The organism is Burkholderia pyrrocinia, assembly GCF_003330765.1.
Taxonomy (GTDB): Bacteria; Pseudomonadota; Gammaproteobacteria; order Burkholderiales; family Burkholderiaceae; genus Burkholderia; species Burkholderia pyrrocinia_B.
Genome location: NZ_CP024902.1, coordinates 1,530,448 through 1,551,792, shown reverse-complemented (window position 1 = coordinate 1,551,792; position 21,345 = coordinate 1,530,448). Strand labels below are relative to the sequence as shown.

Annotated in this window: 18 protein-coding genes; 6 read left to right on the top strand and 12 right to left on the bottom strand. The window is 69.6% G+C overall.

From position 1 onward, the window contains the following. Positions 1-23: 23 nt before the first annotated feature. From CUJ89_RS07440 to CUJ89_RS07430, 3 genes are all read right to left on the bottom strand, one after another. Positions 24-1,049 (bottom strand): ABC transporter permease, encoded by a 1,026-nt coding sequence (locus tag CUJ89_RS07440; protein WP_114176776.1) that lies wholly within the window; start codon positions 1,047-1,049, stop codon positions 24-26. 27 nt (positions 1,050-1,076) lie between these two features. After that, positions 1,077-2,669 carry a sugar ABC transporter ATP-binding protein gene (locus CUJ89_RS07435; RefSeq protein WP_114176775.1) on the bottom strand — a complete coding sequence of 531 codons (1,593 nt, stop codon included), beginning with the start codon at positions 2,667-2,669 and terminating at the stop codon, positions 1,077-1,079. A gap of 69 nt (positions 2,670-2,738) precedes the next feature. After that, positions 2,739-3,665, bottom strand: a complete 927-nt coding sequence (locus tag CUJ89_RS07430; RefSeq protein WP_114176774.1) for a sugar ABC transporter substrate-binding protein — start codon at positions 3,663-3,665, stop codon at positions 2,739-2,741. Positions 3,666-3,974: 309 nt separating this feature from the next. Between CUJ89_RS07430 and CUJ89_RS07425 the strand changes: the two genes are divergently transcribed. From CUJ89_RS07425 to CUJ89_RS07405, 5 genes are all read left to right on the top strand, one after another. After that, the gene (locus CUJ89_RS07425) at positions 3,975-5,933 is read left to right on the top strand and encodes a bifunctional 5-dehydro-2-deoxygluconokinase/5-dehydro-2-deoxyphosphogluconate aldolase (RefSeq protein WP_114176773.1); all 1,959 of its coding nucleotides are present in this window, start codon (positions 3,975-3,977) and stop codon (positions 5,931-5,933) included. Between the two features lie 46 nt (positions 5,934-5,979). Then, positions 5,980-7,863, top strand: a complete 1,884-nt coding sequence (gene iolD, locus CUJ89_RS07420; protein WP_114176772.1) for a 3D-(3,5/4)-trihydroxycyclohexane-1,2-dione acylhydrolase (decyclizing) — start codon at positions 5,980-5,982, stop codon at positions 7,861-7,863. A gap of 61 nt (positions 7,864-7,924) precedes the next feature. Further along, entirely contained in the window at positions 7,925-8,854 is a 930-nt protein-coding gene (iolE, locus tag CUJ89_RS07415; RefSeq protein WP_114176771.1) for a myo-inosose-2 dehydratase, read from the top strand. A 36-nt stretch (positions 8,855-8,890) separates the two neighbouring features. Further along, a complete protein-coding gene (gene iolB, locus CUJ89_RS07410; protein ID WP_114176770.1) occupies positions 8,891-9,709 on the top strand; it encodes a 5-deoxy-glucuronate isomerase in 819 nt (272 codons plus the stop codon). A 79-nt stretch (positions 9,710-9,788) separates the two neighbouring features. Next, positions 9,789-10,283 carry a heme-degrading domain-containing protein gene (locus tag CUJ89_RS07405; RefSeq protein ID WP_114178529.1) on the top strand — a complete coding sequence of 165 codons (495 nt, stop codon included), beginning with the start codon at positions 9,789-9,791 and terminating at the stop codon, positions 10,281-10,283. A gap of 61 nt (positions 10,284-10,344) precedes the next feature. On the opposite strand, the gene CUJ89_RS07400 is transcribed toward CUJ89_RS07405, so the two are convergent. From CUJ89_RS07400 to CUJ89_RS07365, 8 genes are all read right to left on the bottom strand, one after another. Then, positions 10,345-11,091: a glucose 1-dehydrogenase gene (locus CUJ89_RS07400; protein ID WP_114176769.1), complete on the bottom strand. Its 747-nt coding sequence runs from the start codon at positions 11,089-11,091 to the stop codon at positions 10,345-10,347. 160 nt (positions 11,092-11,251) lie between these two features. Next, a complete protein-coding gene (locus tag CUJ89_RS07395; protein WP_114176768.1) occupies positions 11,252-11,956 on the bottom strand; it encodes an ABC transporter ATP-binding protein in 705 nt (234 codons plus the stop codon). Further along, positions 11,953-12,705 carry an ABC transporter ATP-binding protein gene (locus CUJ89_RS07390; protein WP_114176767.1) on the bottom strand — a complete coding sequence of 251 codons (753 nt, stop codon included), beginning with the start codon at positions 12,703-12,705 and terminating at the stop codon, positions 11,953-11,955. Before CUJ89_RS07390 ends, CUJ89_RS07395 begins: the two co-directional genes overlap by 4 nt. Further along, on the bottom strand, positions 12,702-13,922 hold the full coding sequence (locus tag CUJ89_RS07385; RefSeq protein WP_114176766.1) for a branched-chain amino acid ABC transporter permease: 1,221 nt from the start codon (positions 13,920-13,922) through the stop codon (positions 12,702-12,704). Before CUJ89_RS07385 ends, CUJ89_RS07390 begins: the two co-directional genes overlap by 4 nt. Next, a complete protein-coding gene (locus tag CUJ89_RS07380; protein WP_114176765.1) occupies positions 13,915-14,850 on the bottom strand; it encodes a branched-chain amino acid ABC transporter permease in 936 nt (311 codons plus the stop codon). The genes CUJ89_RS07385 and CUJ89_RS07380 overlap by 8 nt, the downstream gene beginning before the upstream one ends. A gap of 9 nt (positions 14,851-14,859) precedes the next feature. Further along, positions 14,860-15,297: an acyl-CoA thioesterase gene (locus tag CUJ89_RS07375; protein WP_114178528.1), complete on the bottom strand. Its 438-nt coding sequence runs from the start codon at positions 15,295-15,297 to the stop codon at positions 14,860-14,862. A 130-nt stretch (positions 15,298-15,427) separates the two neighbouring features. Next, positions 15,428-15,964: an NUDIX domain-containing protein gene (locus CUJ89_RS07370; RefSeq protein ID WP_114176764.1), complete on the bottom strand. Its 537-nt coding sequence runs from the start codon at positions 15,962-15,964 to the stop codon at positions 15,428-15,430. Positions 15,965-16,085: 121 nt separating this feature from the next. Then, complete coding sequence (locus CUJ89_RS07365) at positions 16,086-17,315, bottom strand: YbfB/YjiJ family MFS transporter (RefSeq protein ID WP_114178527.1); 1,230 nt, start codon at positions 17,313-17,315, stop codon at positions 16,086-16,088. Between the two features lie 123 nt (positions 17,316-17,438). Here CUJ89_RS07365 and CUJ89_RS07360 point away from each other — a divergent pair, with 123 nt between their 5' ends. Then, entirely contained in the window at positions 17,439-18,353 is a 915-nt protein-coding gene (locus tag CUJ89_RS07360; protein ID WP_114176763.1) for a LysR family transcriptional regulator, read from the top strand. 138 nt (positions 18,354-18,491) lie between these two features. Here the strand turns inward: CUJ89_RS07360 and alaS are convergent, their stop codons facing one another. Beyond that, positions 18,492-21,116, bottom strand: a complete 2,625-nt coding sequence (alaS, locus tag CUJ89_RS07355; RefSeq protein WP_114176762.1) for an alanine--tRNA ligase — start codon at positions 21,114-21,116, stop codon at positions 18,492-18,494. Between the last annotated feature and the right edge of the window lie 229 nt (positions 21,117-21,345).

The window sequence follows — 21,345 nt, the reverse complement described above, 5'->3', positions numbered from 1 at the left end:
GGTATCCGGTCGGACGCGTGCGGTCAGCGACGCGTCTTCTTGTTGCGATACTGGTCGGCGATCACGGCCGCGACGATGATCGCGCCCTTGACCATCTCCTGGTAATACGCGTCGATGCGGATGAACGTGAAGCCCGACGTCATCACGCCGAGGATCAGCACGCCGATCACGGTGCCCGTCACGCGGCCGAGGCCGCCCGACAGCGACGTGCCGCCGATCACGACGGCCGCGATCGCGTCGAGTTCGTACATCACGCCCATGCCCGACTGGCCCGAGATCGCGCGCGCGGCCGTCACGGTGCCCGCGATTCCGCTCAGGAGGCCCGCGATCGCATAGACGAAGATCAGGTGACGCGTGACGTTGATGCCCGACACGACGGCCGCATGACGGTTCGCGCCGATCGCGTAGGTGTACTTGCCGAAGCGCGTGTAGCGCAGCACGACGTGGAAGATCGCGGCGATCACGAGAAAGATGATCACGGGGTTCGCCCCCGCGCCAATGGCCGCGAACGGGTCGGTCAGCATCGACACGGGCATCCCGTTGGTGAACCACTTCGCGAACCCGCGCGCGGCCACCATCGTGCCGAGCGTCGCGATGAACGGCGGAATGCCCGTCATCGCGATCAGCGTGCCGTTCAGCAGGCCGACCAGCAGCCCGACGCACACGCCGGCGAGCACGGGCCAGATGATCGGCAGGTCGGTCAGGTGCGGAAACACCGCGCGCGGGAAGTCGGACACCTGCGCGAGGCTCGCCGACACGACCGCCGCGGCAGCCACGACCGACCCCGACGACAGGTCGATCCCGCTGGTGATGATCACGAGGTTCACGCCGACCGCGATGATGCCGATCACGGCCATCTGCAACACGATGATCTCGAGCCGCTCGGCGTTGAACAGGAAGCTCTGGCCGACGACGACCCAGCCGACGATCTCGAAGAACAGGCTGATGCCGACCAGCACGAGAAAGATGCTCAGCTCGGGCGGCCACTTCGTGTGCCGCGCCTTGATTGTCATGGTCTGCGCGTCCGCGACCGGATTCAGGTTGCCCATTTCAGTTGTCTCCATGCTTGTTTCGGCTCAGCGCGACGCGAGATCCATGATGCGGACCTGGTCGGCGTCCTTGCGTTCGACGATGCCGGTCATGCGCCCTTCGTGCATCACCATCACGCGGTCGCTCATCCCCAGCACCTCCGGCATCTCCGACGAGATCATCAGCACCGCGACGCCCTTGCCGGCGAGCGCGCTGACGAGCCGGTGGATCTCGGCCTTCGCGCCGACGTCGATGCCGCGCGTCGGTTCGTCGAGGATCAGGATGCGCGGCTGCGTGAGCAGCCAGCGGCCGATCAGCACCTTCTGCTGGTTGCCGCCCGACAGGTTCTGGATCTCCTCGTGCAGCCCGGGCGTCTTCACGCGCAGCGTCCGGCTCATTTCCTCGCAGTCGCGCTTCAACTGCGCCTGCTGCACGAAATTGAACTTCACGTAGCGGTTGCTGAGCACGGCCGCTTCCATGTTCGCGAGCAGGTCGAGATTCAGGAAGCAGCCGGTGTCCTTGCGGTCCTCGGTCAGGAACGCCATCCCGTGCTTCATCGCCTGCGCGGGCGTCGCGATCCGCACCGGCTTGCCGTCGATCCGGATCTCGCCCGACGTGGCCGGCACGACGCCGAACAGCGCCTCCGCAACGTTCGAACGCCCCGAGCCGACGAGGCCCGCGACGCCGAGGATCTCGCCTGCGCGCAGCTCGAAGCTCACATCGCGGAACACGCCGTCGACGCCGAGGTTCTTCACCGACAGCACGACGTCGCCGATCGGCACCTCCTCCTTCGGGAACATCTGCGTGATCTCGCGCCCGACCATCATGCGGATGATGTCGTCGCGCGTGACGTCGCTCGACGCATGCGTGCCGATGTACTTGCCGTCGCGGAACACCGAGAACTCGTCGGCGATCTCGAACAGCTCGTTCATCTTGTGCGTGATGTAGACGATGCCCTTGCCCTGCTCGCGCAGCTGGCGAATGATCCGGAACAGATGGGTGACTTCCTTGTCGGTCAGCGCCGACGTCGGCTCGTCCATGATCAGCACGTCCGAGTCGAACGACACGGCCTTCGCGATCTCGACCATCTGGCGGCTCGCGACCGTCAGCGTGCGCACGTCGGTTTCCGGATCGATGTCGATCGACAGCCGCTCGAACAGCGCGGCCGTGCGGCGACGCAACTCCGTGTGATCGATCAGGCCGAAGCGGTTCTTCGGTTCGCGGCGGATCCAGATGTTCTCCGCGACCGTCATGTACGGCATCAGGTTCAGCTCCTGATGGATCATCGCGATCCCGCGATTGAGCGCATCGAGCGGGCCGTGCAGCACGACGGGTTCGCCATTGATCAGGATTTCGCCCTGATCGGGCGTGTAGACGCCCGCGATGATCTTCATCAGCGTCGACTTGCCCGCGCCGTTCTCGCCCATCAGCGCATGGACGGTGCCGCGGCGCACGCGGAACTGCACGCCGTCGAGCGCGACGACGCCCGGGAACGACTTGCCGACGCCGCGCACCTCGAGCACGCAGTCGGCCGCGGCAGAAGCCGGCGGCGCGTCCGGAGGGGACGATCCGGGCGATCCAGACGAAGGGGCCGGCGCGTCGTCGCCGGCCATCGGGCGCGCGATCCTGGCTGTAAACATGGACGTTCCTCGACAAGTCGCACGCGAACCCGGCGATGCCGGGCCCACGCAGTTCAACGGAAAAGCCGGTCAGTGCTTGGCGTACTGGTTCATGTTCTCGGGCGTCACGAGCTCGAACGGCACGTTCACGAAGCGGTCGACGTTCTGCTTCTTCGCGAGCTTGAGCGCCGCGGCGACCGCCTGCGTGCCCTGCCCGACCGCGTTCTGGTAGACGGACACCTTCAGATCGCCGCTCTTCATCGACGCGAGGCCGTCCGGCGTCGCGTCGATGCCGGCGACGACGGTCTTCGGCGTCCACTTGCGCGCGGCCTTCAGCGCGTTGATCGCGCCGATCGCCATTTCGTCGTTGTTCGACACGATCGCGTCGAACTTGGTCCCGGAGCTCAGCCAGTTCATCGTGATGTCCTGGCCCTGCGTGCGGCTCCACTTGCCTTCGCGCTTGTCGACGATCTTCATGCCCGAGCAATCCTTCGTCGCGATCACGTCCTCGATGTCCTTGGTGCGGGCGCGGGCCGATTCGTTGGACAGTTCGCCCATCAGCACGAGGAGGTCGCCCTTGCCGCCGAGCAGCTTGCACACCTGACGCGCCTGCAGCGTGCCCGACTGCTTCTCGTCGGACGCGACGACCGCGACGCCGGCCGGCAGCTTGTCGAAATCGACCGGCTTGCGGTTCACGTAGACGAGCGGGATCTTCGCCGCCGTTACCATCTTCGTGATCTTCGGCGTCGCGTCGGTATCGACCGCGTTCACGATGATCGCGTCGACCTTCTGCGCGATCATGTTCTGGACCTGGCTCAACTGCTTGCCGACGTCGTTGCCGCCGTCCTCGATCTGCACCGTCGCGCCGTCCTTCTTCGCTGCGTCGGCGATGCCGTTGCGCAGGATGGTCAGGAACGTGTCGTCGAACGACGCCATCGTCACGCCGATCTTCTCGGCGTGCGCGAGCGGCGTCGCCAGGATCGCGGCGGCCGCGACGGCCATCAGCTTGGTCTTCATGATCACTCTGTCTCCTCATCTCCGGGGGGCGGAAGACGGCGCGTTGCGCGCCGCCGGGCCGAGTCCGATACGGACTGAAGCATCCGGATGAAACTGTAGATCACTTCCTCGAAATTTTGGAAATTTATTTCTACGTGATTTCACCTAGGGAACTGGATTTCCAAAAAGTCTAGACTGCGTCCGTAGCCCGATTCCTTGCGGCAGGCAACCTCGCGTCGTGCAGCGCACGTTGCGGCAGCCACCGGCGAGCGGATCGGCCCCCTAATCTGCCGGCATGGCCCAGCGCCGGCTGCGAGCGTGACACGTGATATGAGCCTGCTGAACTTTCCGAGTGACCGCCCCATCGATCTCGCCTGCCTCGGCCGCGTGGCCGTGGATCTCTATGCGCAGCAGTACGGCAGCCGCCTGGAAGACGCGCGCAGCTTCCAGATGTATCTCGGCGGCTCGTCGGGCAACGTCGCGTTCGGCGTGGCCCGGCTCGGGCTGAAGACCGCGATGATCTCGCGCGTCGGCGACGAGCAGATGGGCCGCTTCCTGCGCGAGACGCTCGAGCGCGAAGGCTGCGACACGAGCCAGCTGCAGACCGACGGTGAGCGCCTCACCGCGCTGGTGCTGCTCGGGCTGAAGGATCGCGACACGTTCCCGCTGCTGTTCATGCGCGAGAACTGCGCGGACATGGCCGTGCGCGCCGACGAGATCCGGGAGGACTTCATCGCCGGCTGCCGCGCGCTCGCGATCACCGGCACACATCTGTCGACGCCGGCCACGCGCGAAGCGTCGCTGACCGCGCTCGGCTACGCGCGCCGCCACGGCGTCGTGCGGATTCTCGACATCGACTACCGGCCCGTGCTGTGGGGGCTGACCGCGCGCGGCGCGGGCGAGAACCGCTACGTGCCGGACGCGCAGGTGACGCGGCAACTGCAGCAGGTGCTCGGCGAATTCGACCTGCTGGTCGGCACCGAGGAGGAGTTCCTGATCGCGGGCGGCGTGCCGCACGACCTGATCGCGTCGCTCGAGGCCGTGCGCCGCACGACCGGCGCCGCGCTGGTGGTCAAGCGCGGCGCGCTCGGCTGCTGCGTGATCGAGGGCGACATCCCCGCGCGCATCGACGATGCGCCGACCTTCGTCGGCGAACGCGTCGAGGTGCTCAACGTGCTCGGCGCGGGCGACGCGTTCCTGTCGGGCCTGCTGTCGGGGCTGCTGCGCGGCCGCGACTGGGTCGAATCGACGCGCATCGCGAATGCGTGCGGCGCGATCGTCGTGTCGCGCCACGCGTGCTCGGCCGCGATGCCGACGCCGGCCGAACTCGCGCACTGGTTCGACGGCAGCCGCAATCCCGTGGTCGACGCCGACCGCACGCTCGCGCACCTGCATCGCGTCACGGTGCCGCGCCGCGAATGGGACGACCTGTGCGTGATGGCGTTCGACCATCGCAGCCAGTTCTACGAACTCGCGGTGCAGGCCGGCGCGGACGAAGCGCGGATCAAGACGCTGAAGCGCCTGCTCGTGCGCGCGGCCGAACAGGTCGAGCGCGATCGCCATATCGAAGGCCACGTCGGCGTGCTGATCGACGGCGGCGCGTACGGCAGCGACGCGCTCGCGTCGGCCACCGGGCGCGGCTGGTGGGTCGGCCGACCGGTCGAGCTGCCGGGCTCGCGGCCGCTGCGCTTCGACGAGACGCGCTCGGTCGGCTCGTCGCTCACGCACTGGCCGACCGAGCAGGTCGTGAAGTGCCTCGTTCACTATCACCCCGACGACCACGTCGACCTGCGCGTCGAGCAGGAGCAGCGCGTGCTCGAACTGTGGGAAGCCACGCGGGCGAGCGGCAACGAGCTGCTGCTGGAAATGATTCCGCCGCGCGCGGTCACGCCGGCCGGCACCGAGGACGACGCGGTGCTGCGCACGGTCGCGCGCTTCTACAACCTCGGCGTGAAACCCGAATGGTGGAAGCTCACGCCGTTGAGCGCCGACGGCTGGGCGCGGCTCGCCGCGCTGATCGCGGAGCGCGATCCGCACTGCCGCGGCGCGGTGATCCTCGGGCTGAACCAGCCGCTGCAATACCTCGTCGACAGCTTCCGCTCGGCGACCAACCCGATCGTCAAGGGCTTCATGGTCGGGCGCACGCTGTGGGCCGATGCGTCGCTGAAGTGGTTCGCGGGCCGGATCGACGATCAGGCGCTGATCGACGAAGTGGCCGGCAACTTCGCGCAACTGGTCGACGCGTGGCTGGGCCGCCGGGCCGCCGCGCGCGCCGCAGCAGCAGCCTGATGCCCGTGTTCGTGACGACCACCCGACTTCTCTCTATCGACCGACGATGACCACCACCGTAAGACTGACCGTCAGCCAGGCGCTCGTGCGCTACCTGGCCGCCCTGCGCGCCGAAGTCGTCCAGCCCGACGGCCGCACCGAGATCCTGCCGTACTGCGGCGGCGTGTTCGCGATCTTCGGCCACGGCAACGTGGCCGGGCTCGGCGAAGCGCTGCATGCCGAGAAGGACCGGCTGCCGACGTTTCGCGCGCACAACGAGCAAGGGATGGCCAACGCGGCCGTCGCGTTCGCGAAAGCGAATTTCCGCCAGCGGATGATGGCCGCGACGTCGAGCATCGGCCCCGGCGCGACCAACATGCTGACGTCGGCCGCGCTCGCGCACGTCGGCCGCTTGCCGCTGCTGCTGTTGCCCGGCGACGTGTTCGTGTCGCGGCTGCCCGACCCCGTGCTGCAGCAGATCGAGGACTTCGAACAGGGCGACGTCAGCGCGAACGACTGCTTTCGCCCCGTCACGCGCTACTTCGACCGGATCACGTCGCCCGAGCAATTGCTCGTCGCGCTGCCGCGCGCGATCCAGGTGATGACCGACCCCGCGCAATGCGGCCCCGTGTGTCTCGCGTTGCCGCAGGACGTGCAGACCTTCGCGTACGACTGGCCCGAGGATTTCTTCGCGCCGCCGGTGATCCGGATGCGCCGGCCGCCGGCCGATGCGCTCGAACTCGCCGACGCGCTCGACGTGCTGAAGGCCGCGAAGAAGCCGCTGATCGTCGCGGGCGGCGGCGTGCTGTACAGCCAGGCGTGGGACGCGCTGCGCGCGTTCGCCGATACGCACGGCGTGCCGGTCGCCGAATCGCAGGCCGGCAAGGGCAGCCTCGCGTGGGACCATCCGCTGAACCTCGGGTCGATCGGCGTGACGGGCTCGCCCGCCGCGAACCGCGCGGCCGCGCAGGCCGACGTCGTGTTCGCGGTCGGCACGCGGCTGCAGGACTTCACGACCGGCTCGCACGCGCTCTATGGCGGCGCGACGCTGCTGAGCCTGAACGTGCAGCCGTTCGACGCGGGCAAGAAACGCGGCCGGCAGCTCGTCGCCGATGCGCGCACCGGCCTCGGCCAGTTGTCGGCCGCGCTGGCTGGCTGGCACGCCGATCCGGCATGGACGGCCAGCAACCGCGACCAGGCCGCCGCGTGGAACGCGCGCGTGACCGAGCTGACGACGCGCATGCCGAAGGACACGCTGCCGTACGACGCGGAAGTGATCGGCGCGGTGCGCGATTCCGCGGCCGACGCCGGGCGCGACAGCGCGCGCGACGACCTCGTCGTATGCGCGGCCGGCACGCTACCGGCCGAGTTGCACAAGCTGTGGCGCAGCGGCGTGCCGGGCAACTATCACATGGACTATGCGTACTCGTGCATGGGCTACGAAGTCGCGGGCGGCCTGGGCGCCAAGCTCGCGCGGCCCGAGCGCGAGGTGATCGTGATCGTCGGCGACGGCTCGTACATGATGCTGAACGCGGAACTCGCCACCTCCGTGATGCTCGGCCGCAAGATCATCGTCGTGATCCTCGACAACCGCGGCTACGGCTGCATCGAGCGGCTGCAACTGAATTGCGGCGGCGCGAGCTTCAACAACATGCTCGACGACTGCGTGCCGGAAGGCGGCGAGCGTTCGACGATCGACTTCGCGATGCATGCGCGCGCGATGGGCGCCGAAGCCGTGCACGTGCGCGACGTCGGCGAACTGCGCAGCGAAATGCGCCGTGCCCGTGCGGCGAAGAAAAGCCAGGTGCTCGTGATCGACACCACGCACCGGCGCACGACCGACGACGGCGGCGCGTGGTGGGAAGTCGCGGTGCCGCAGGTGTCCGGGCGCACCGGCGTCGAGCAGGCGCACCGCACGTATCTCGACGCAAAGACCCGGCAGCGGCGCTGATGCCGCGCGCTGCCCACGCACCCGCCCCGCCCAAACAACACCCGAACCAAGGAAGCACCTCATGAGCTGGAACGTCCGCATCGGTATCAATCCCCTGTCGTGGATGAACGACGACCTGCCGTCGCTCGGCGGCGAGACGCCGCTCGAAACGGCGCTGAAGGAAGGCGCCGAAATCGGCTACGCGGGCTTCGAGCTCGGCAACAAGTTTCCGAAGACGGGCCCCGAGCTGAAGGCGAAGCTCGCCGAATTCGGGCTCGTCTGCGTGTCGGGCTGGTATTCGGGCTTTCTCGCGGAAGTCGAGCCGGGCATGAGCGACGCCGATGCGGTCGCCGCGGAAATCGAGCGCTGCCGCGCGCACCTGACGAAGCTGCAGGTCAACGACGTGAAGGTGGTCGTCTACGGCGAATGCGCGGGCACGATCCAGGGCAGCATCGACACGCCGGTCGCGAAGCGGCCGCGCTTCGTCGACGATGCCGCGTGGCAGCGCTACGCGGCGCGCCTCGACGCATTCGGCGCGCATCTGCTCGACACGTACGGGATCAAGCTCGCCTACCATCACCACATGGGCGCCTACGTCGAATCGCCGGACGACGTCGACCGGCTGATGGCGCTGACTGATCAGGCCAAGGTGTTCCTGCTGTTCGACACGGGCCACGCGTATTTCGGCGGCGCGGCCGACCCGGTGACGCTGCTGAAGAAGCACGTGTCGCGCGTGGTCCACGTGCATTGCAAGGACGTGCGGCCGCAGGTCGTCACGCAGGCACGCAACGACGGCTGGAGCTTCCTGAACGGCGTGATCAACGGCACGTTCACGGTGCCGGGCGACGGCGCGCTCGACTACGAGGCGACGCTGCGCACGCTGAAGGACGCCGGCTACGAAGGCTGGCTCGTCGTCGAGGCCGAGCAGGATCCGGCGGTCGCGCCGAGCTACCCGTATGCGAAGAAGGGCTACGAATCGCTGCGCGCGATCGTCGACCGGTTGAGCGCGTGAACGCTTGAGCCCCACCCTATTGCGGAGCCCTACCCCATGACGATTTCTCCCCTGCTGGTCAAGGCATCCGCCGACCGCGAAATCTGCAACGTCACGCCCGAGTCGGCCGGCTGGAAGCACGTCGGCTTTCGCGCGCTGCGCCTGAAGGCGGGCGACACCGAAACGCTCGACACCGGCGCGCGCGAGCTGTGCGTCGTCGTGCTCACGGGCACGGTGCGCGCGGACGTCGACGGCGAAACCTACGATGCGCTCGGCAAGCGCGACAGCGTATTCGACGAAGTGTCGCCGGACGCGCTGTACGTGCCGGGCGGCAAGACCGTCACGCTGGTCGCGACGCGCGATGCGGAAATCGCGCTGTGCACCGCGCCGTACGCGAGCGGCGACAAGCCCGTGCGGCGCCTCGACGGCGAACGGATGCGCCGCTCGGTGCGCGGGCAAGGCACCAACACGCGCTACGTGTGCGACATCCTGATGGGCGACAACCCGGCGGCCGACCGGCTGCTGGTCGTCGAAGTCGTCACGCCGGCCAGCCATTCGAGCAGCTATCCGCCGCACAAGCACGACCGCGATGCGGCGCCCGACGAAACCTCGCTCGAGGAAACCTACTACCACCGGATCGATCCGCCGCAGGGTTTCGCGTTCCAGCGCGTGTACACGGACGACCGCAGCCTCGACGAAGCGTGCGCGGTCGAGAACCACGACGTCGTGATGGTGCCGCGCGGCTACCACCCGGTCGTCGCGCCGCACGGCTACAACCTGTATTACCTGAACGTGATGGCCGGGCCGAGCCGCGCGTGGGCGTTCAAGAACGATCCCGCGCACGAGTGGATGCTCGACGCGCCGCCGACGCGCTGAACCCACGACGGGCAAGCGCGCAGCCCGTGACATTGCGATGCCGGCGCGCGAACCGGACCTGCGACGATACGGAGCCGCCATGATGACGACCTTCCTGCGCATCGATCACGCGCCCTTCGACGAAAACGCGCCGGACACGGCGCTGCAGCGCTTCAATGCCGACGTCGCGCGCCGGCTGGGGGAAATCGCGATCAACATCGCGTCGCGCCGCGGGCTGCCGATCGCGGTCGGCATCGTCGGCGAAGCGGCGCCGCTGTTCTACTGCGCGCTCGACGGCAGCCGCGCGGACGACAGCGACGCGATCCGCCGCCGGCAGAACACCGTACGCCGTTTCGGCCTGAGTTCGCTCGAGGTCGGCGCGCAGTTTCGTCGCGCCGGCTGGTCGCTGCGCTCGCAGGGGCTGTCGGACGACGACTATGCGCTCGACGGCGGCGGCGTGCCGTTGCGGATCGCCGGGGCCGGCATCGTCGGCGCGATGACGATCGCGGGGCTCGACTCCGAACACAATCACGCGCTCGTCGTCGAGAGCCTGCGATGGCACGTCGGCGCGAACGCGCTGGCGATGATCGCGTAACGGTGCAGTCGGTGCAGTCGGCGCGATCGACGCGTGCGCGCCGATCCGCCGTCCCGCAGGGTCAGTGCAACCCGCCGCTCGCGACGAGGCGCTCGCCGGTCAGCCAGCGTGCGTCGTCCGACGCGAGGAACACGGCGACCGATGCGATGTCGTCCGGCTCGCCGAGGCGGCCGAGCGGCGTCTCGCTGCGCACCTGCTTGTCGAGATCGGAACCGATGATGCCCGCGCTGTGCGTGCCCTCGGTCACGATCATGCCCGGGTTGATCGCGTTCACGCGGATCTTGCGCGGGCCGAGTTCGAGCGCGAGCACGCCGGTGATCGCGTCGACCGCGCCCTTGGTGCCGCTGTAGACGGCGCTGGCCGGTGGCGTGATGCTGGTCACCACCGAGCTGATGTTGATGATGCTCGCGCCTTCGCCGAGATGCTTGACGGCCGCCTGCGTCGTGAGCAGCACGCCGAACACGTTCGTGTCGAACTGCCGGCGGTAGTGTTCTTCGGTGATCGCTTCGATCGGCGCGAATTCGTACACACCCGAATTGTTGACGAGCACGTCGAGACGGCCATACGTGTCGATCGCCGTATCGACGATGCGCTGCGCGTCGGCTGCCTTCGACACGTCGCCGCCGACCGCGACCGCACGGCCGCCGGCTTCGACGATCGCGCTCACGACCGCGTCGGCGCCCGCCTTGCTGCTCGCGTAGTTGACGACGACGGATGCGCCTTCCGCGGCCAGCGCCCTGGCGATCGCGGCGCCGATACCCTTCGATCCGCCCGTGACGATCGCTACCTTGCCTGCCAGCTTGCTCATGATTTCATTCCTCAGTCAGAAGACCTTCGATGGAGGGTGCCGGTTGCCGCGTTGAAACGGCGACCGGCATGACTGGCAATGTAAGGTGCCGCACGGCGGCGATAAAGCGGCTCGACGCGAATTGACTGGCGGGGCCAGCCGAACAATCGGTTCGGCGCCGTCAGCCGGCGCTCAACCACGCGTTGGCGACATCGCCGCCCAATCCGTCGAGTGCGCCGTCGTAGACGATCCGTCCGCGCCCCATCACCGCGACGCGCCGCGCGAGCCGCGGCGCGAACTGCAGCCGCTGCTCGATCAGCACGATCGCGACGCCGTCGGCCTGCAGCGCGGCGAGGCATGCACCGACTTCGTCGACCGCAAGCGGCGCGAGCCCTTCGGCCGGTTCGTCGACGATCAGCACGCGCGGGCTGCCGGCGAGCGCACGGACCAGCGCGAGCACCTGCTGCTCGCCGCCCGACAGCCGCCCGGCTTTCACGTCCGCGCGCGCAGCCAGCAGCGGAAAGCGGTCGAACAGGCGTTCGAGCGCCGCGCGTTCGGCCGCGCCGCTTGCGCCGCGCAGCCCGAGCCGCAGGTTGTCGCGCACGGTCAGCAGCGGGAACACGTCGCGGCTTTCGGCCACGTAAGCCACGCCGCGCCGCGCGATCTCGAACGTGCGCGCGCCCGCGCATTCGGCGCCGGCGATGCGCACCGAGCCGGTCGTGCGTACGAGCCCCATCACGGCCTTCGCGAGCGTCGAGCGCCCCGAGCCGTTGCGGCCGAGCAGCGCGAGCGTCTCGCCCGGCGCGAGCGCGAGATCGACGCCGTCGAGCACGGGCTGCAACCCGTACCACGCGCGCAGGCCGCGAATGTCGAGCAGCGCCGTCATACGCCACGCTCGCCGAGATAGGCAGCGCGCACCGCCGGATCGGCGCGGATCGTATCAGGTGCGCCGGTCGCGACCACCGTGCCGCGCACCAGCACCGTGATGCGTTCGGCGAAGCCGAACACCGCATCCATGTCGTGCTCGATCATCAGCACCGTGCGGCCCTGCGTCGTCGCACGGATCAGCGCGATCATCCGCGCCGCCTGCGCGCGGCTCATGCCGGCCGTCGGCTCATCGAGCAGCAGCGTGCGCGCGCCGCTCGCGAGCGCGATCCCGAGATCGAGCGCGCGCTGCTCCGCATAGCTCAGCTCGGCGGCCGGCGTGTCGCGCCGCGCGTCGAGACCGATGTCGCGCAGCACGCGCGCGGCCGCGAGATCGACCGACGCCGATTCGCGCAGCCGGTTCCACCAGCGCCGCCGCTCGGCCGGCGCATGCAGCGCCGCGCAGCGCAGGTTGTCGAATACGGTCAGCCGCGCGAATGCGCTCGTCTGCTGGAAACTGCGGCCGATGCCGAGGCGGCTCGCGACGACCGGCCCGCGCCCGCGCAGGTCGACGCCGTGCAGCACGACGCGCCCGCGCGTCGGCCGTGCTGCGCCCGCAATCACGCCGAACAGCGTCGACTTGCCCGCGCCGTTCGGCCCGATCAGCGCGTGGCGCTCGCCGGCCGCGATGCTCAGTTCGACGCCGTCGAGCACGGTCTGCGCACCGAAGCACTGCACGACGCCATGGAGCGCGATCGCATTGCCGTTCATCGCCCGTCCCCTCGCTTGCCGCCCTGCACGAGCCGCGCGCGCCAGCTCCACAGCAGCGTGCCGATGCCGGCCGCCGAGCACGCGACGGCCCAGCCGGCCGGCGTATCGGCGTCGATGCCCCATGCGCCGAACGCGAGGCCCGCGCCGTCATCCTGCGCGAAGCGCCACGCATAGCCGAGCTCGGCCGCGCAGACGATCGCGACGCCCCAGAACACGCACGCGCCGACGCCGCACAGCACGCGCCACCGCTCGGCCGCCGGTGCGCCGCGCCGCAACGCCTGCGCGAGCGTTTGCGCAATGCCCGCGATCCCGCGCGGCGCGGCCACGACGATCACGACGAACAGCACACCGAGATACAGCGCCCAGGCGCGCGACACGCCCGCGACGACGAGGCTCAGCGCGGTCAGCACGGCGGCACCGGCCGCCGGCCCGAAGAACGCGCCGGTACCGCCGATCACCGCGGCGATCAGCACGGTCGCGGAGCGCGCCATCGACACGCTGTCGGGCGTCGCGATCTCGACGTCGATCAGCGTCAACGTGCCGGCAATGCCCGCAAAGAACGACGCGCAGGTGACCATCGCGAGCCGCACGCGGCGCGGATCGGTGCCGAGCGCGGCGACGCGCGCGGGGTTGTCGCGCACCGCGTTCGCGAGCCGCGCGAGCGGCGTGCGCGTCAGCGCATGCATGGCCAGCGCGGATGCGACGCACCACGCGGCGATCACCGCATAGGCGTGCGCCGGCGCACCGAAATGCCAGCCGCCCCACGGCGTGCCGCTCGCGCGGTCGATCGGCACGCCGCCGATGCCGCCGAACCACGCGGGCACGCTCCACGCGGCGGCCGCGACGCATTCGCCGAGCCCGAGCGTGATCATCGCGAACGCGGTACCTGAACGGCGCGTCGCGAGCAGCCCGGCGACGAAACCGAAACCCGCGCCGGCCACGCCGCCGACGAGCGGCAACAGCGGCAGCGGGCCACCGAAGCGGTTGAACCAGTGCGCGGCCGCGAATGCGCCGAGGCCCGCGAACGCCGCGTGTCCGAACGACAGCAGCCCGGTCGTGCCGAGTTGCAGGTTGTACGACAGCGCGAGCACGACGAGCGCGGCCGTCTGCGCGAGATAGCCGAGCACCGCGCCATGCGGCCACAGCCACGCGGGCAACGCGACGCACGCGGCGAACAACGCCCAGCGAGCGAAGCCGGCGAGCGCGCGGCTACGCATCGGCGCGCTCGCCGAACAGCCCGCGCGGCCGCGCGACCAGCACCGCGACGAGCAGCAGGTACGGCACCAGCGGCGCAAGCTGCGCGATCGACACCGCGGCCACGCTGTCGGGCAGCGCGACGCCGGCCCATTGCGCGAGGTCGCGCAGCGACGTGTCGCTCGCGGCCGCGAAGGTCTGCGCGAAACCGACCGCGAGCGACGCGGCGAAGGCACCGCCGAGCGAGCCGAGCCCGCCGATCACGACGACCGCGAACACGATCGATCCGACGGTCTCGGCCAGCGCGGGTTCGATCACCGCGAGCGGCGCGCCGATCACGCCGGCCAGCGCGGCGAGCGCGGTGCCCGCGCCGAACAGGCCCGTCATCACGCGCGGCACGTCGTAGCCGAGCGCCTCGACAGCCGCGCGGTGCGTGAGCGCGGCGCGCACGACGAGCCCGATGCGCGACGCGCGCAGCAGCGCGCCGAGCGCGACCAGCATCGCCACGGACATCGCCATCATGAACAGCCGGTAGCGCGGCAGCGCGAGACCGAACACGGTCACGGGCGCACCGTCGAACAGCGGCGGCACGGGCGCCGGCAGCGGCGCGAGGCCCCACAGCAGTTTCGCGCCCTCGCCGATCAGGTAGGCGAGGCCGAAGGTCAGCAGCAACTCGCTCGTATGGCCGCGCGCGTGCACGCGGCGCAGCAGCCAGCGTTCGCAGCCGGCGCCGAGCAGCCCGACCGCGAGCGGCGCGAGCACGAGCGCGGGCCAGAAGCCCGCGCGAGCCGCGATGCTGTAGCCGACATACGCGCCGAGCATGTAGAAGCTCGCATGCGCGAAGTTGAGCACGCCCTGCACGCTGAAGATCAGCGTGAGGCCGGCCGACAGCATGAACAGCAGCAAGCCGTAGCTGAGGCCGTTGAAGGCCTGGAGCGCGAACGCGTGCACCGCGAACCGTCAGGCCGCGAGCGGCTCGAGCGCGGCGCGCAGCGCGTCGGGCAGCGGCACGGGCCGGCGCGTGCCGCGATCGACGTACACGTGCACGAAATGCCCCTGCGCGGCGGGCGATGCGTCGCCTTGCGCGAACAGTCCGATCTCGTAGCGCACGCTCGACGTGCCGAGCTTCGCGACGCGCAGCCCCGCGTCGACCGACTGCGGAAACACGAGCGGCGCGAAGTAGTTGCACTGCGTCTCGACGACCAGCCCGATGGTCTGCCCGTGCTCGACGTCGAGCACGCCCGCGCGGATCAGGTACGCGTTCACGACGGTGTCGAAGTAGCTGTAGTAGACGACGTTGTTCACGTGCCCGTAGACGTCGTTGTCCATCCAGCGGGTCGTGATCGGCAGGAAGTGGCGATAGGCGTCGCGCGGACGCGGCTGCGGCTTGTCGGACATGGCGATGGCGGTCAGGACGAGGGGGACGAGGCGCGGCGACCGTGCGGCACGGCGCGCCGGCAACAGGCGGAACGCCGCGTCGCGATCGCTCGCGGCGCGGCGGATGAAACCCTGCGGGCAGGCCGGCCCGTCACTGCCCCGGCCGGTCGACGAACTCGAAATCGAGGCCGCGCGCGCGCATCCAGTCGGCCAGCGCGACGCCCGTGCCGGCGCGCCACGGGCGCAGCAGCGGCGGATCGACGAGCCGGTATTCGAGTAGTTCCGGCGACAGCGCGACCGTGCCCGACGCGCGCACGTGATACGCGATGATCAGTTCGTTCTTGCGGATGAATTCGTAGACGCCGACGAGCGACACGTGCTCGGCCTTCAGCGCCGTTTCCTCGAACACCTCGCGCGCGATGCCGTCCTCGGGCGTCTCGCCGTTCTCGAGGAACCCGGTGATCAGCGCGAACATCCCTTCGGGCCAGGCCGCGTTGCGCGCGAGCAGGATCTTGCCGTCGAGCTCGACGATCGCGGCGACGACGGGCAGCGGATTGTTCCAGTGAACATAGCCGCAGGTGTCGTCGGGGCACGCCTGGCGCACGCGGCCACCTTCATGGTCGGAATCGGCGCGCTCGGTCAGCGGGCTCGCGCAGCGCGGGCAAAAGCGGTAGTCGGCGGTGGTCATCGATAAGGATCTGGCGGACGCCGGACGGCCGCCTGCAGGCTGCCCGCGCACCCGCTCGGCGCGGGAAAGGCTTCATTCTAGCGAGTTTGCCCGTGCCGCAGACGATCCGGCCCCGCCGACGTCAGGGTCGCAGGCGCCCTCTTGCGGCGGTCGCCGCGAAGCCGGCGGCGCCCGCGAGCAGCGCGGCCACCGCGACCCACAGCGCGGGAGAAAACGACCCGAAGCGCGCGGCAAGCGGCGCCGCGACGAGCGGCCCGAGAATCTGCCCGACACCGTACGACGCGGTCGCATAGCCCATCAGTCCGGCCGCGCGCTCGCCGTGCAGGCGCCGCGCCTCGCGCATCGCGAACAGCGTGATCGCGGTGAACGGGAGGCCGAGCAACACGCTGCCGACCGAGAAGCCGGCCGCGTTCGGCCACACGATCCCGGCCGCGATGCCGAGCGCCTGGGTCGCGCAGCCGGCCGCCAGCAGCAGCCGGTTGTCCCAGTGCCCGGGCAGCCGCGCGGCGGCGATCGCGCCGACGATCAGCGCCGCGCCGAACATCGGCCAGAACAGGTCGGGCCACGGCGACCCGACCGGCAGCGCGGCGCGCGCGATCACGGGCAGGAACGTCGCGGTGATGATGTAGCCGAAGCCCGGCGCGCCGTACAGCACGACGAGCCACGCGGCGGCCGCGCGATGGCGTCGCGCGTCGGCCGGCGCCGCAGCGGCTGCGGCGGCCGCATGCGGCACGGCGCCGGCCGACGGCGCTGCGCCGAACGTGCGCCAGATCGCGACCGACAGCACGGCCGACAGCGCCGCGAAGCCGAGCCAGCCCGACGCCGCGCGCTGGCCGGCCAGCGCACTGCCGATCAGCCCCGTCAGCACGATGCCGACACCGGGCCCCGCGTAGATCACCCCGCTCCACTCGGGCGCGACCAGCTCGGCCAGGCGCCGCAGCCCCCATTGCGACATGAACACGAACGTCCATGCGCTGACGACGCCCGCGACGAAGCGCACCGCGAGCCACACGGGCAGCAGGTGGCCGACGCCCATCGCGGCAGTGAGCAGCACCGTGGCCACGAGCCCGAAGCGGACCATCCGCGCGGGCGCGACGCGCAGCGCCGCGCAACTGACCGCGCCGGCGAAGTAGCCCGCGTAGTTCGCCGATGCCAGCCAGCCCCCGGCCTTCAGGCCGATCGAGCCGTCGGCGAGCATCAGCGGCAGCAGCGGCGTGAACGCGAAGCGGCCGACACCGAGCACGACGGCGAGGCCGACCATGCAGGCCAGCGCGGCCGCGCGGGCGCGGCGGTCAGCCTGATCGGACGGGAGCGCGCCGGCAGCGGCGGTCGGGGCATCGAAGCGGGACATGGCGGCATGGGCCGACGCGCGGTGCGCAAGCCGGATCGGAAATCGGAACGCTTCCATCGTAGCTTGACCAAACGTTCTCGAAAAATGAATAATTAAGAATACATTCATCACCCGGAGAGAATCATGGACCTGGCGGCGCTGGCGATTTTCCGGGCCGTGGTGCGCGAGAACGGCGTGACGCGCGCGGCGGCCAAGCTCAATCGCGTGCAGTCGAACGTGACGACGCGCATCAAGCAGCTCGAGGAAGAACTCGGCGCGGCGCTGTTCGTGCGCGACGGCCGCCGGCTCGTGCTGACGCCGGCCGGGCACACGCTGCTGCCGTATGCAGAGCGCCTGCTCGCGCTTGCCGACGAGGCGCGCGACGCCGTGCGCGAGGACACGCCGCGCGGACGGCTGCGGCTCGGCACGATGGAGAGCACGGCCGCGAGCCGGCTGCCGACCGTGCTCGCGCGTTATCACCACGCATGGCCCGATGTGTCGCTCGAACTGCTGACGGGCACGACGGGCTGGCTGATCGACCGGGTGCGCGACTTCGAGATCGACGCCGCGCTGTTCGCGCGCCCGCCCGCGCCGGACACGCTGCCCGACACGTTCGAGACGGTGCCAATCTTCCGCGAGGATCTGGTGCTGCTGACGCCGCGCGGCCATCCGCCGGTGCGTACGCCGCGCGACGTGATCCTGCCGACGCTGATCGCGTTCGAGCGCGGCTGCACGTATCGCAAGTACGTCGAGCAGTGGTACGCGGCGCACGCGGTCAAACCGGCGCGCGTGCTCGAACTCGGCTCGTATCACGCGATCGTCGCGTGCGTCGCGGCCGGCGCGGGCATCGCGGTCGCGCCGCGTTCGGTGCTCGACCTGCAGCCCGAGACCGGCAACATCGCCGTGCACACGATTCCTGAACTCGAAGGCATCGACACGCTGCTCGCGTGGCGGCAGGGTTATGCGTCGGCGGCGCTCGCCGCGTTGCGCGACGCGCTCACCGACGCCGCGCGGCAGCCTGGCGACGCGGCAAAGCCGACCGTGACCGTGCCGGCCTGACCCGGGCTCACACGTCGCCGCATCGAGCGACGCGCACGTACGGCACAAACAAAACGACCCGACCGGCACCTGCCGATCGGGTCGTTTTTCGATTCACGCGATGCTGTCAGTGCAACAACATCGCATCGGCCGTGACGATCAGAGCCGCTCTTCGACCCAGCCCTTGACGCCAGCCAGCGCGCCCGGCAGGTTCGCCGGCTCGGTGCCGCCTGCCTGCGCCATGTCCGGACGGCCGCCGCCCTTGCCGCCGACCTGCTGCGCGACGAAGTTCACGAGCTCGCCGGCCTTGACCTTCTTGCTCGCGTCGGGCGTGACGCCCGCGATCAGGCTGACCTTGCCGCCTTCGACGGCAGCCAGCACGATCGCCGCGCTCTTCAGCTTGTCCTTCAGCTTGTCGACCGTTTCGCGCAGCGTCTTCGCGTCGGCGCCGTCGAGCGTCGCGGCCAGCACGTACACGCCGCCGATTTCGACGGCCTGCTGCGCGAGCTCGTCGCCCTGGCTCGAGGCGAGCTTCGACTTCAGCGCGCCCAGCTCCTTCTCGAGCGACTTCACCTGGTCCTGCACCTGCACGATGCGCTGCGTGAGCTCCGACGGCTGCGCCTTCAGCGCGGCCGCGGCTTCGTTCACGCGTGCGTCGAGATCCTGCACGAAGCGCACCGCGTTGTCGCCGGTGATCGCCTCGACGCGGCGGATGCCGGCCGCGACACCGCCTTCCATCACGATCTTGAAGAAGCCGATGTCGCCGGTGCGGCTCACGTGCGTGCCGCCGCACAGTTCGCGCGAGAAGCCGAGGTCGAGCACGCGTACTTCATCGCCGTACTTCTCGCCGAACAGCGCCATCGCGCCGCCCTTCACCGCCTCGTCGTACGGCATCACGCGCACGATGCCCGGCGCGTTCGCGAGGATTTCGTTGTTGACGATCTGCTCGACGCGACGGATTTCGTCGTCCGTCAGCGGCGCGTTGTGCGCGAAGTCGAAACGGGTCTTGTCGGCATCGACGAGCGAACCCTTCTGCTGCACGTGCGCGCCGAGCACTTCGCGCAACGCCTTGTGCATCAGGTGGGTGGCCGAGTGGTTGCGCTGCGTGCGTGCGCGGCGGTGCGCGTCGATCTCCGCGCGCAGCACGTCGCCGACCTTCAGCGAGCCCTGCTCGAGCGTGCCGTGGTGACCGATCACGTCGGCCTGCACCTTCAGCGTGTCGGCCACCGCGAAGCGCGTGGACGCGTTCGCGAGTACGCCCTGGTCGCCGATCTGGCCGCCCGATTCCGCGTAGAACGGCGTGTGGTCGAGCACCACGACCGCATCCTGGCCGGCCTTCACTTCGTTGACCGACGAACCGTCGACGTACAGCGCGACGACCTTCGCGTCGTCGAACGCGATTTCTTCATAGCCGTGGAAGGTGGTCTTCGCGCCCGCGTATTCGAGGCCCTGCGTGGCCTTGAACTTGCCGGCCGCGCGCGCCTGCTCGCGCTGGCGTGCCATCGCGTCGTCGAACGCCGGCTCGTCGACCGTCATGCCGCGCTCGCGGCACACGTCGGCCGTGAGGTCCAGCGGGAAGCCGTAGGTATCGTGCAGCTTGAACGCGAGTTCGCCGTCGAGCACCTTGCCGCCCTTCGCGTCGACGTCGGCCAGCGCGGCCTCGAGGATCGACATCCCGTGCTCGATCGTCTCGAAGAAGCGCTCTTCTTCCTGGCGCAGCACGTCGGTCACGCGCTGCTCGGCTTCCTTCAGCTCCGGATACGCGACGCCCATCTCGGCAACGAGGTCGGCCACCAGCTGGTGGAAGAACGAACCCTTGCGGCCGAGCTTGTAGCCGTGGCGGATCGCGCGGCGCACGATCCGGCGCAGCACATAGCCGCGGCCTTCGTTGCCGGGAATCACGCCGTCGACGATCAGGAACGAGCACGCGCGGATGTGATCGGCGATCACTTTCAGCGAGTTGTTGTTCAGGTCGCTGATCTCGGTCACGCGCGCGGCGGCCTTGATCAGGTTCTGGAACAGGTCGATCTCGTAGTTGCTGTGCACGTGCTGCAGCACCGCGGCGAGGCGCTCGAGGCCCATGCCGGTGTCGACGCACTGCTTCGGCAGCGCCGTCATGTTGCCCTGCGCGTCGCGGTTGAACTGCATGAACACGAGGTTCCAGATTTCGATGTAGCGATCGCCGTCTTCCTCGGCCGACCCCGGCGGGCCGCCCCACACGTCCGGGCCGTGATCGTAGAAGATCTCGGTGCACGGGCCGCACGGGCCCGTGTCGCCCATCGTCCAGAAGTTGTCCGACGCGTAGCGCGCGCCCTTGTTGTCGCCGATCCGGATGATGCGCTCGGCCGGCACGCCGACTTCCTTCGCCCAGATGTCGAACGCCTCGTCGTCTTCCTGGTAGACGGTGACCCACAGCTTTTCCTTCGGCAACTGGTAGACCGTGGTCAGCAGCTCCCACGCGAACTTGATCGCGTCGTGCTTGAAGTAGTCGCCGAACGAGAAGTTGCCGAGCATCTCGAAGAACGTGTGGTGGCGCGCCGTGTAGCCGACGTTCTCGAGATCGTTGTGCTTGCCGCCCGCGCGCACGCTGCGCTGCGCCGTCGTGGCGCGCGAATACGGGCGATGGTCCGTGCCGAGGAAGACGTCCTTGAACTGGACCATGCCCGAGTTCGTGAACATCAGCGTGGGGTCGTTACCGGGCACGAGGCTCGACGAGCGGACGATCGTGTGGCCCTTCGATTCGAAGAATTTGAGGAATTTCTCGCGGATTTCGGCAGCTTTCATGGCGTGCGGGGACAGTCGGGCAAAGACGGCTTCAAACGCCGGCGCCCTTGGCGGGGCGTACGGCGGCATGGATTCGGAAACGATCGATTATACGGGATCGGGGCCGGCTTCCGGGCAAAGCGCGGGCAAAGCGGCTCGGCCATCCGGCCGGCCCGGTCGGAGCCTGTTCCCGCTAATAACAGGCTCCAGGCCACCCGCGCGGCCGATTCGCCTTAAGATGCTCGGCATG

Excerpts from the sequence above, each read along its gene's own strand:
- CUJ89_RS07360 (WP_114176763.1), top strand. The coding sequence starts at position 17,439 with ATGGACCTGGCGGCGCTGGCGATTTTCCGGGCCGTGGTGCGCGAGAAC.
- CUJ89_RS07405 (WP_114178529.1), top strand. The coding sequence starts at position 9,789 with ATGATGACGACCTTCCTGCGCATCGATCACGCGCCCTTCGACGAAAAC.
- CUJ89_RS07425 (WP_114176773.1), top strand. The coding sequence starts at position 3,975 with ATGAGCCTGCTGAACTTTCCGAGTGACCGCCCCATCGATCTCGCCTGC.
- iolE (WP_114176771.1), top strand. The coding sequence starts at position 7,925 with ATGAGCTGGAACGTCCGCATCGGTATCAATCCCCTGTCGTGGATGAAC.
- CUJ89_RS07435 (WP_114176775.1), bottom strand. The coding sequence starts at position 2,669 with ATGTTTACAGCCAGGATCGCGCGCCCGATGGCCGGCGACGACGCGCCG.
- CUJ89_RS07400 (WP_114176769.1), bottom strand. The coding sequence starts at position 11,091 with ATGAGCAAGCTGGCAGGCAAGGTAGCGATCGTCACGGGCGGATCGAAG.
- CUJ89_RS07385 (WP_114176766.1), bottom strand. The coding sequence starts at position 13,922 with ATGCGTAGCCGCGCGCTCGCCGGCTTCGCTCGCTGGGCGTTGTTCGCC.
- CUJ89_RS07390 (WP_114176767.1), bottom strand. The coding sequence starts at position 12,705 with ATGAACGGCAATGCGATCGCGCTCCATGGCGTCGTGCAGTGCTTCGGT.
- CUJ89_RS07375 (WP_114178528.1), bottom strand. The coding sequence starts at position 15,297 with ATGTCCGACAAGCCGCAGCCGCGTCCGCGCGACGCCTATCGCCACTTC.
- alaS (WP_114176762.1), bottom strand. The coding sequence starts at position 21,116 with ATGAAAGCTGCCGAAATCCGCGAGAAATTCCTCAAATTCTTCGAATCG.
- CUJ89_RS07430 (WP_114176774.1), bottom strand. The coding sequence starts at position 3,665 with ATGAAGACCAAGCTGATGGCCGTCGCGGCCGCCGCGATCCTGGCGACG.
- CUJ89_RS07365 (WP_114178527.1), bottom strand. The coding sequence starts at position 17,315 with ATGTCCCGCTTCGATGCCCCGACCGCCGCTGCCGGCGCGCTCCCGTCC.
- CUJ89_RS07440 (WP_114176776.1), bottom strand. The coding sequence starts at position 1,049 with ATGGGCAACCTGAATCCGGTCGCGGACGCGCAGACCATGACAATCAAG.
- iolD (WP_114176772.1), top strand. The coding sequence starts at position 5,980 with ATGACCACCACCGTAAGACTGACCGTCAGCCAGGCGCTCGTGCGCTAC.
- CUJ89_RS07370 (WP_114176764.1), bottom strand. The coding sequence starts at position 15,964 with ATGACCACCGCCGACTACCGCTTTTGCCCGCGCTGCGCGAGCCCGCTG.
- CUJ89_RS07395 (WP_114176768.1), bottom strand. The coding sequence starts at position 11,956 with ATGACGGCGCTGCTCGACATTCGCGGCCTGCGCGCGTGGTACGGGTTG.
- iolB (WP_114176770.1), top strand. The coding sequence starts at position 8,891 with ATGACGATTTCTCCCCTGCTGGTCAAGGCATCCGCCGACCGCGAAATC.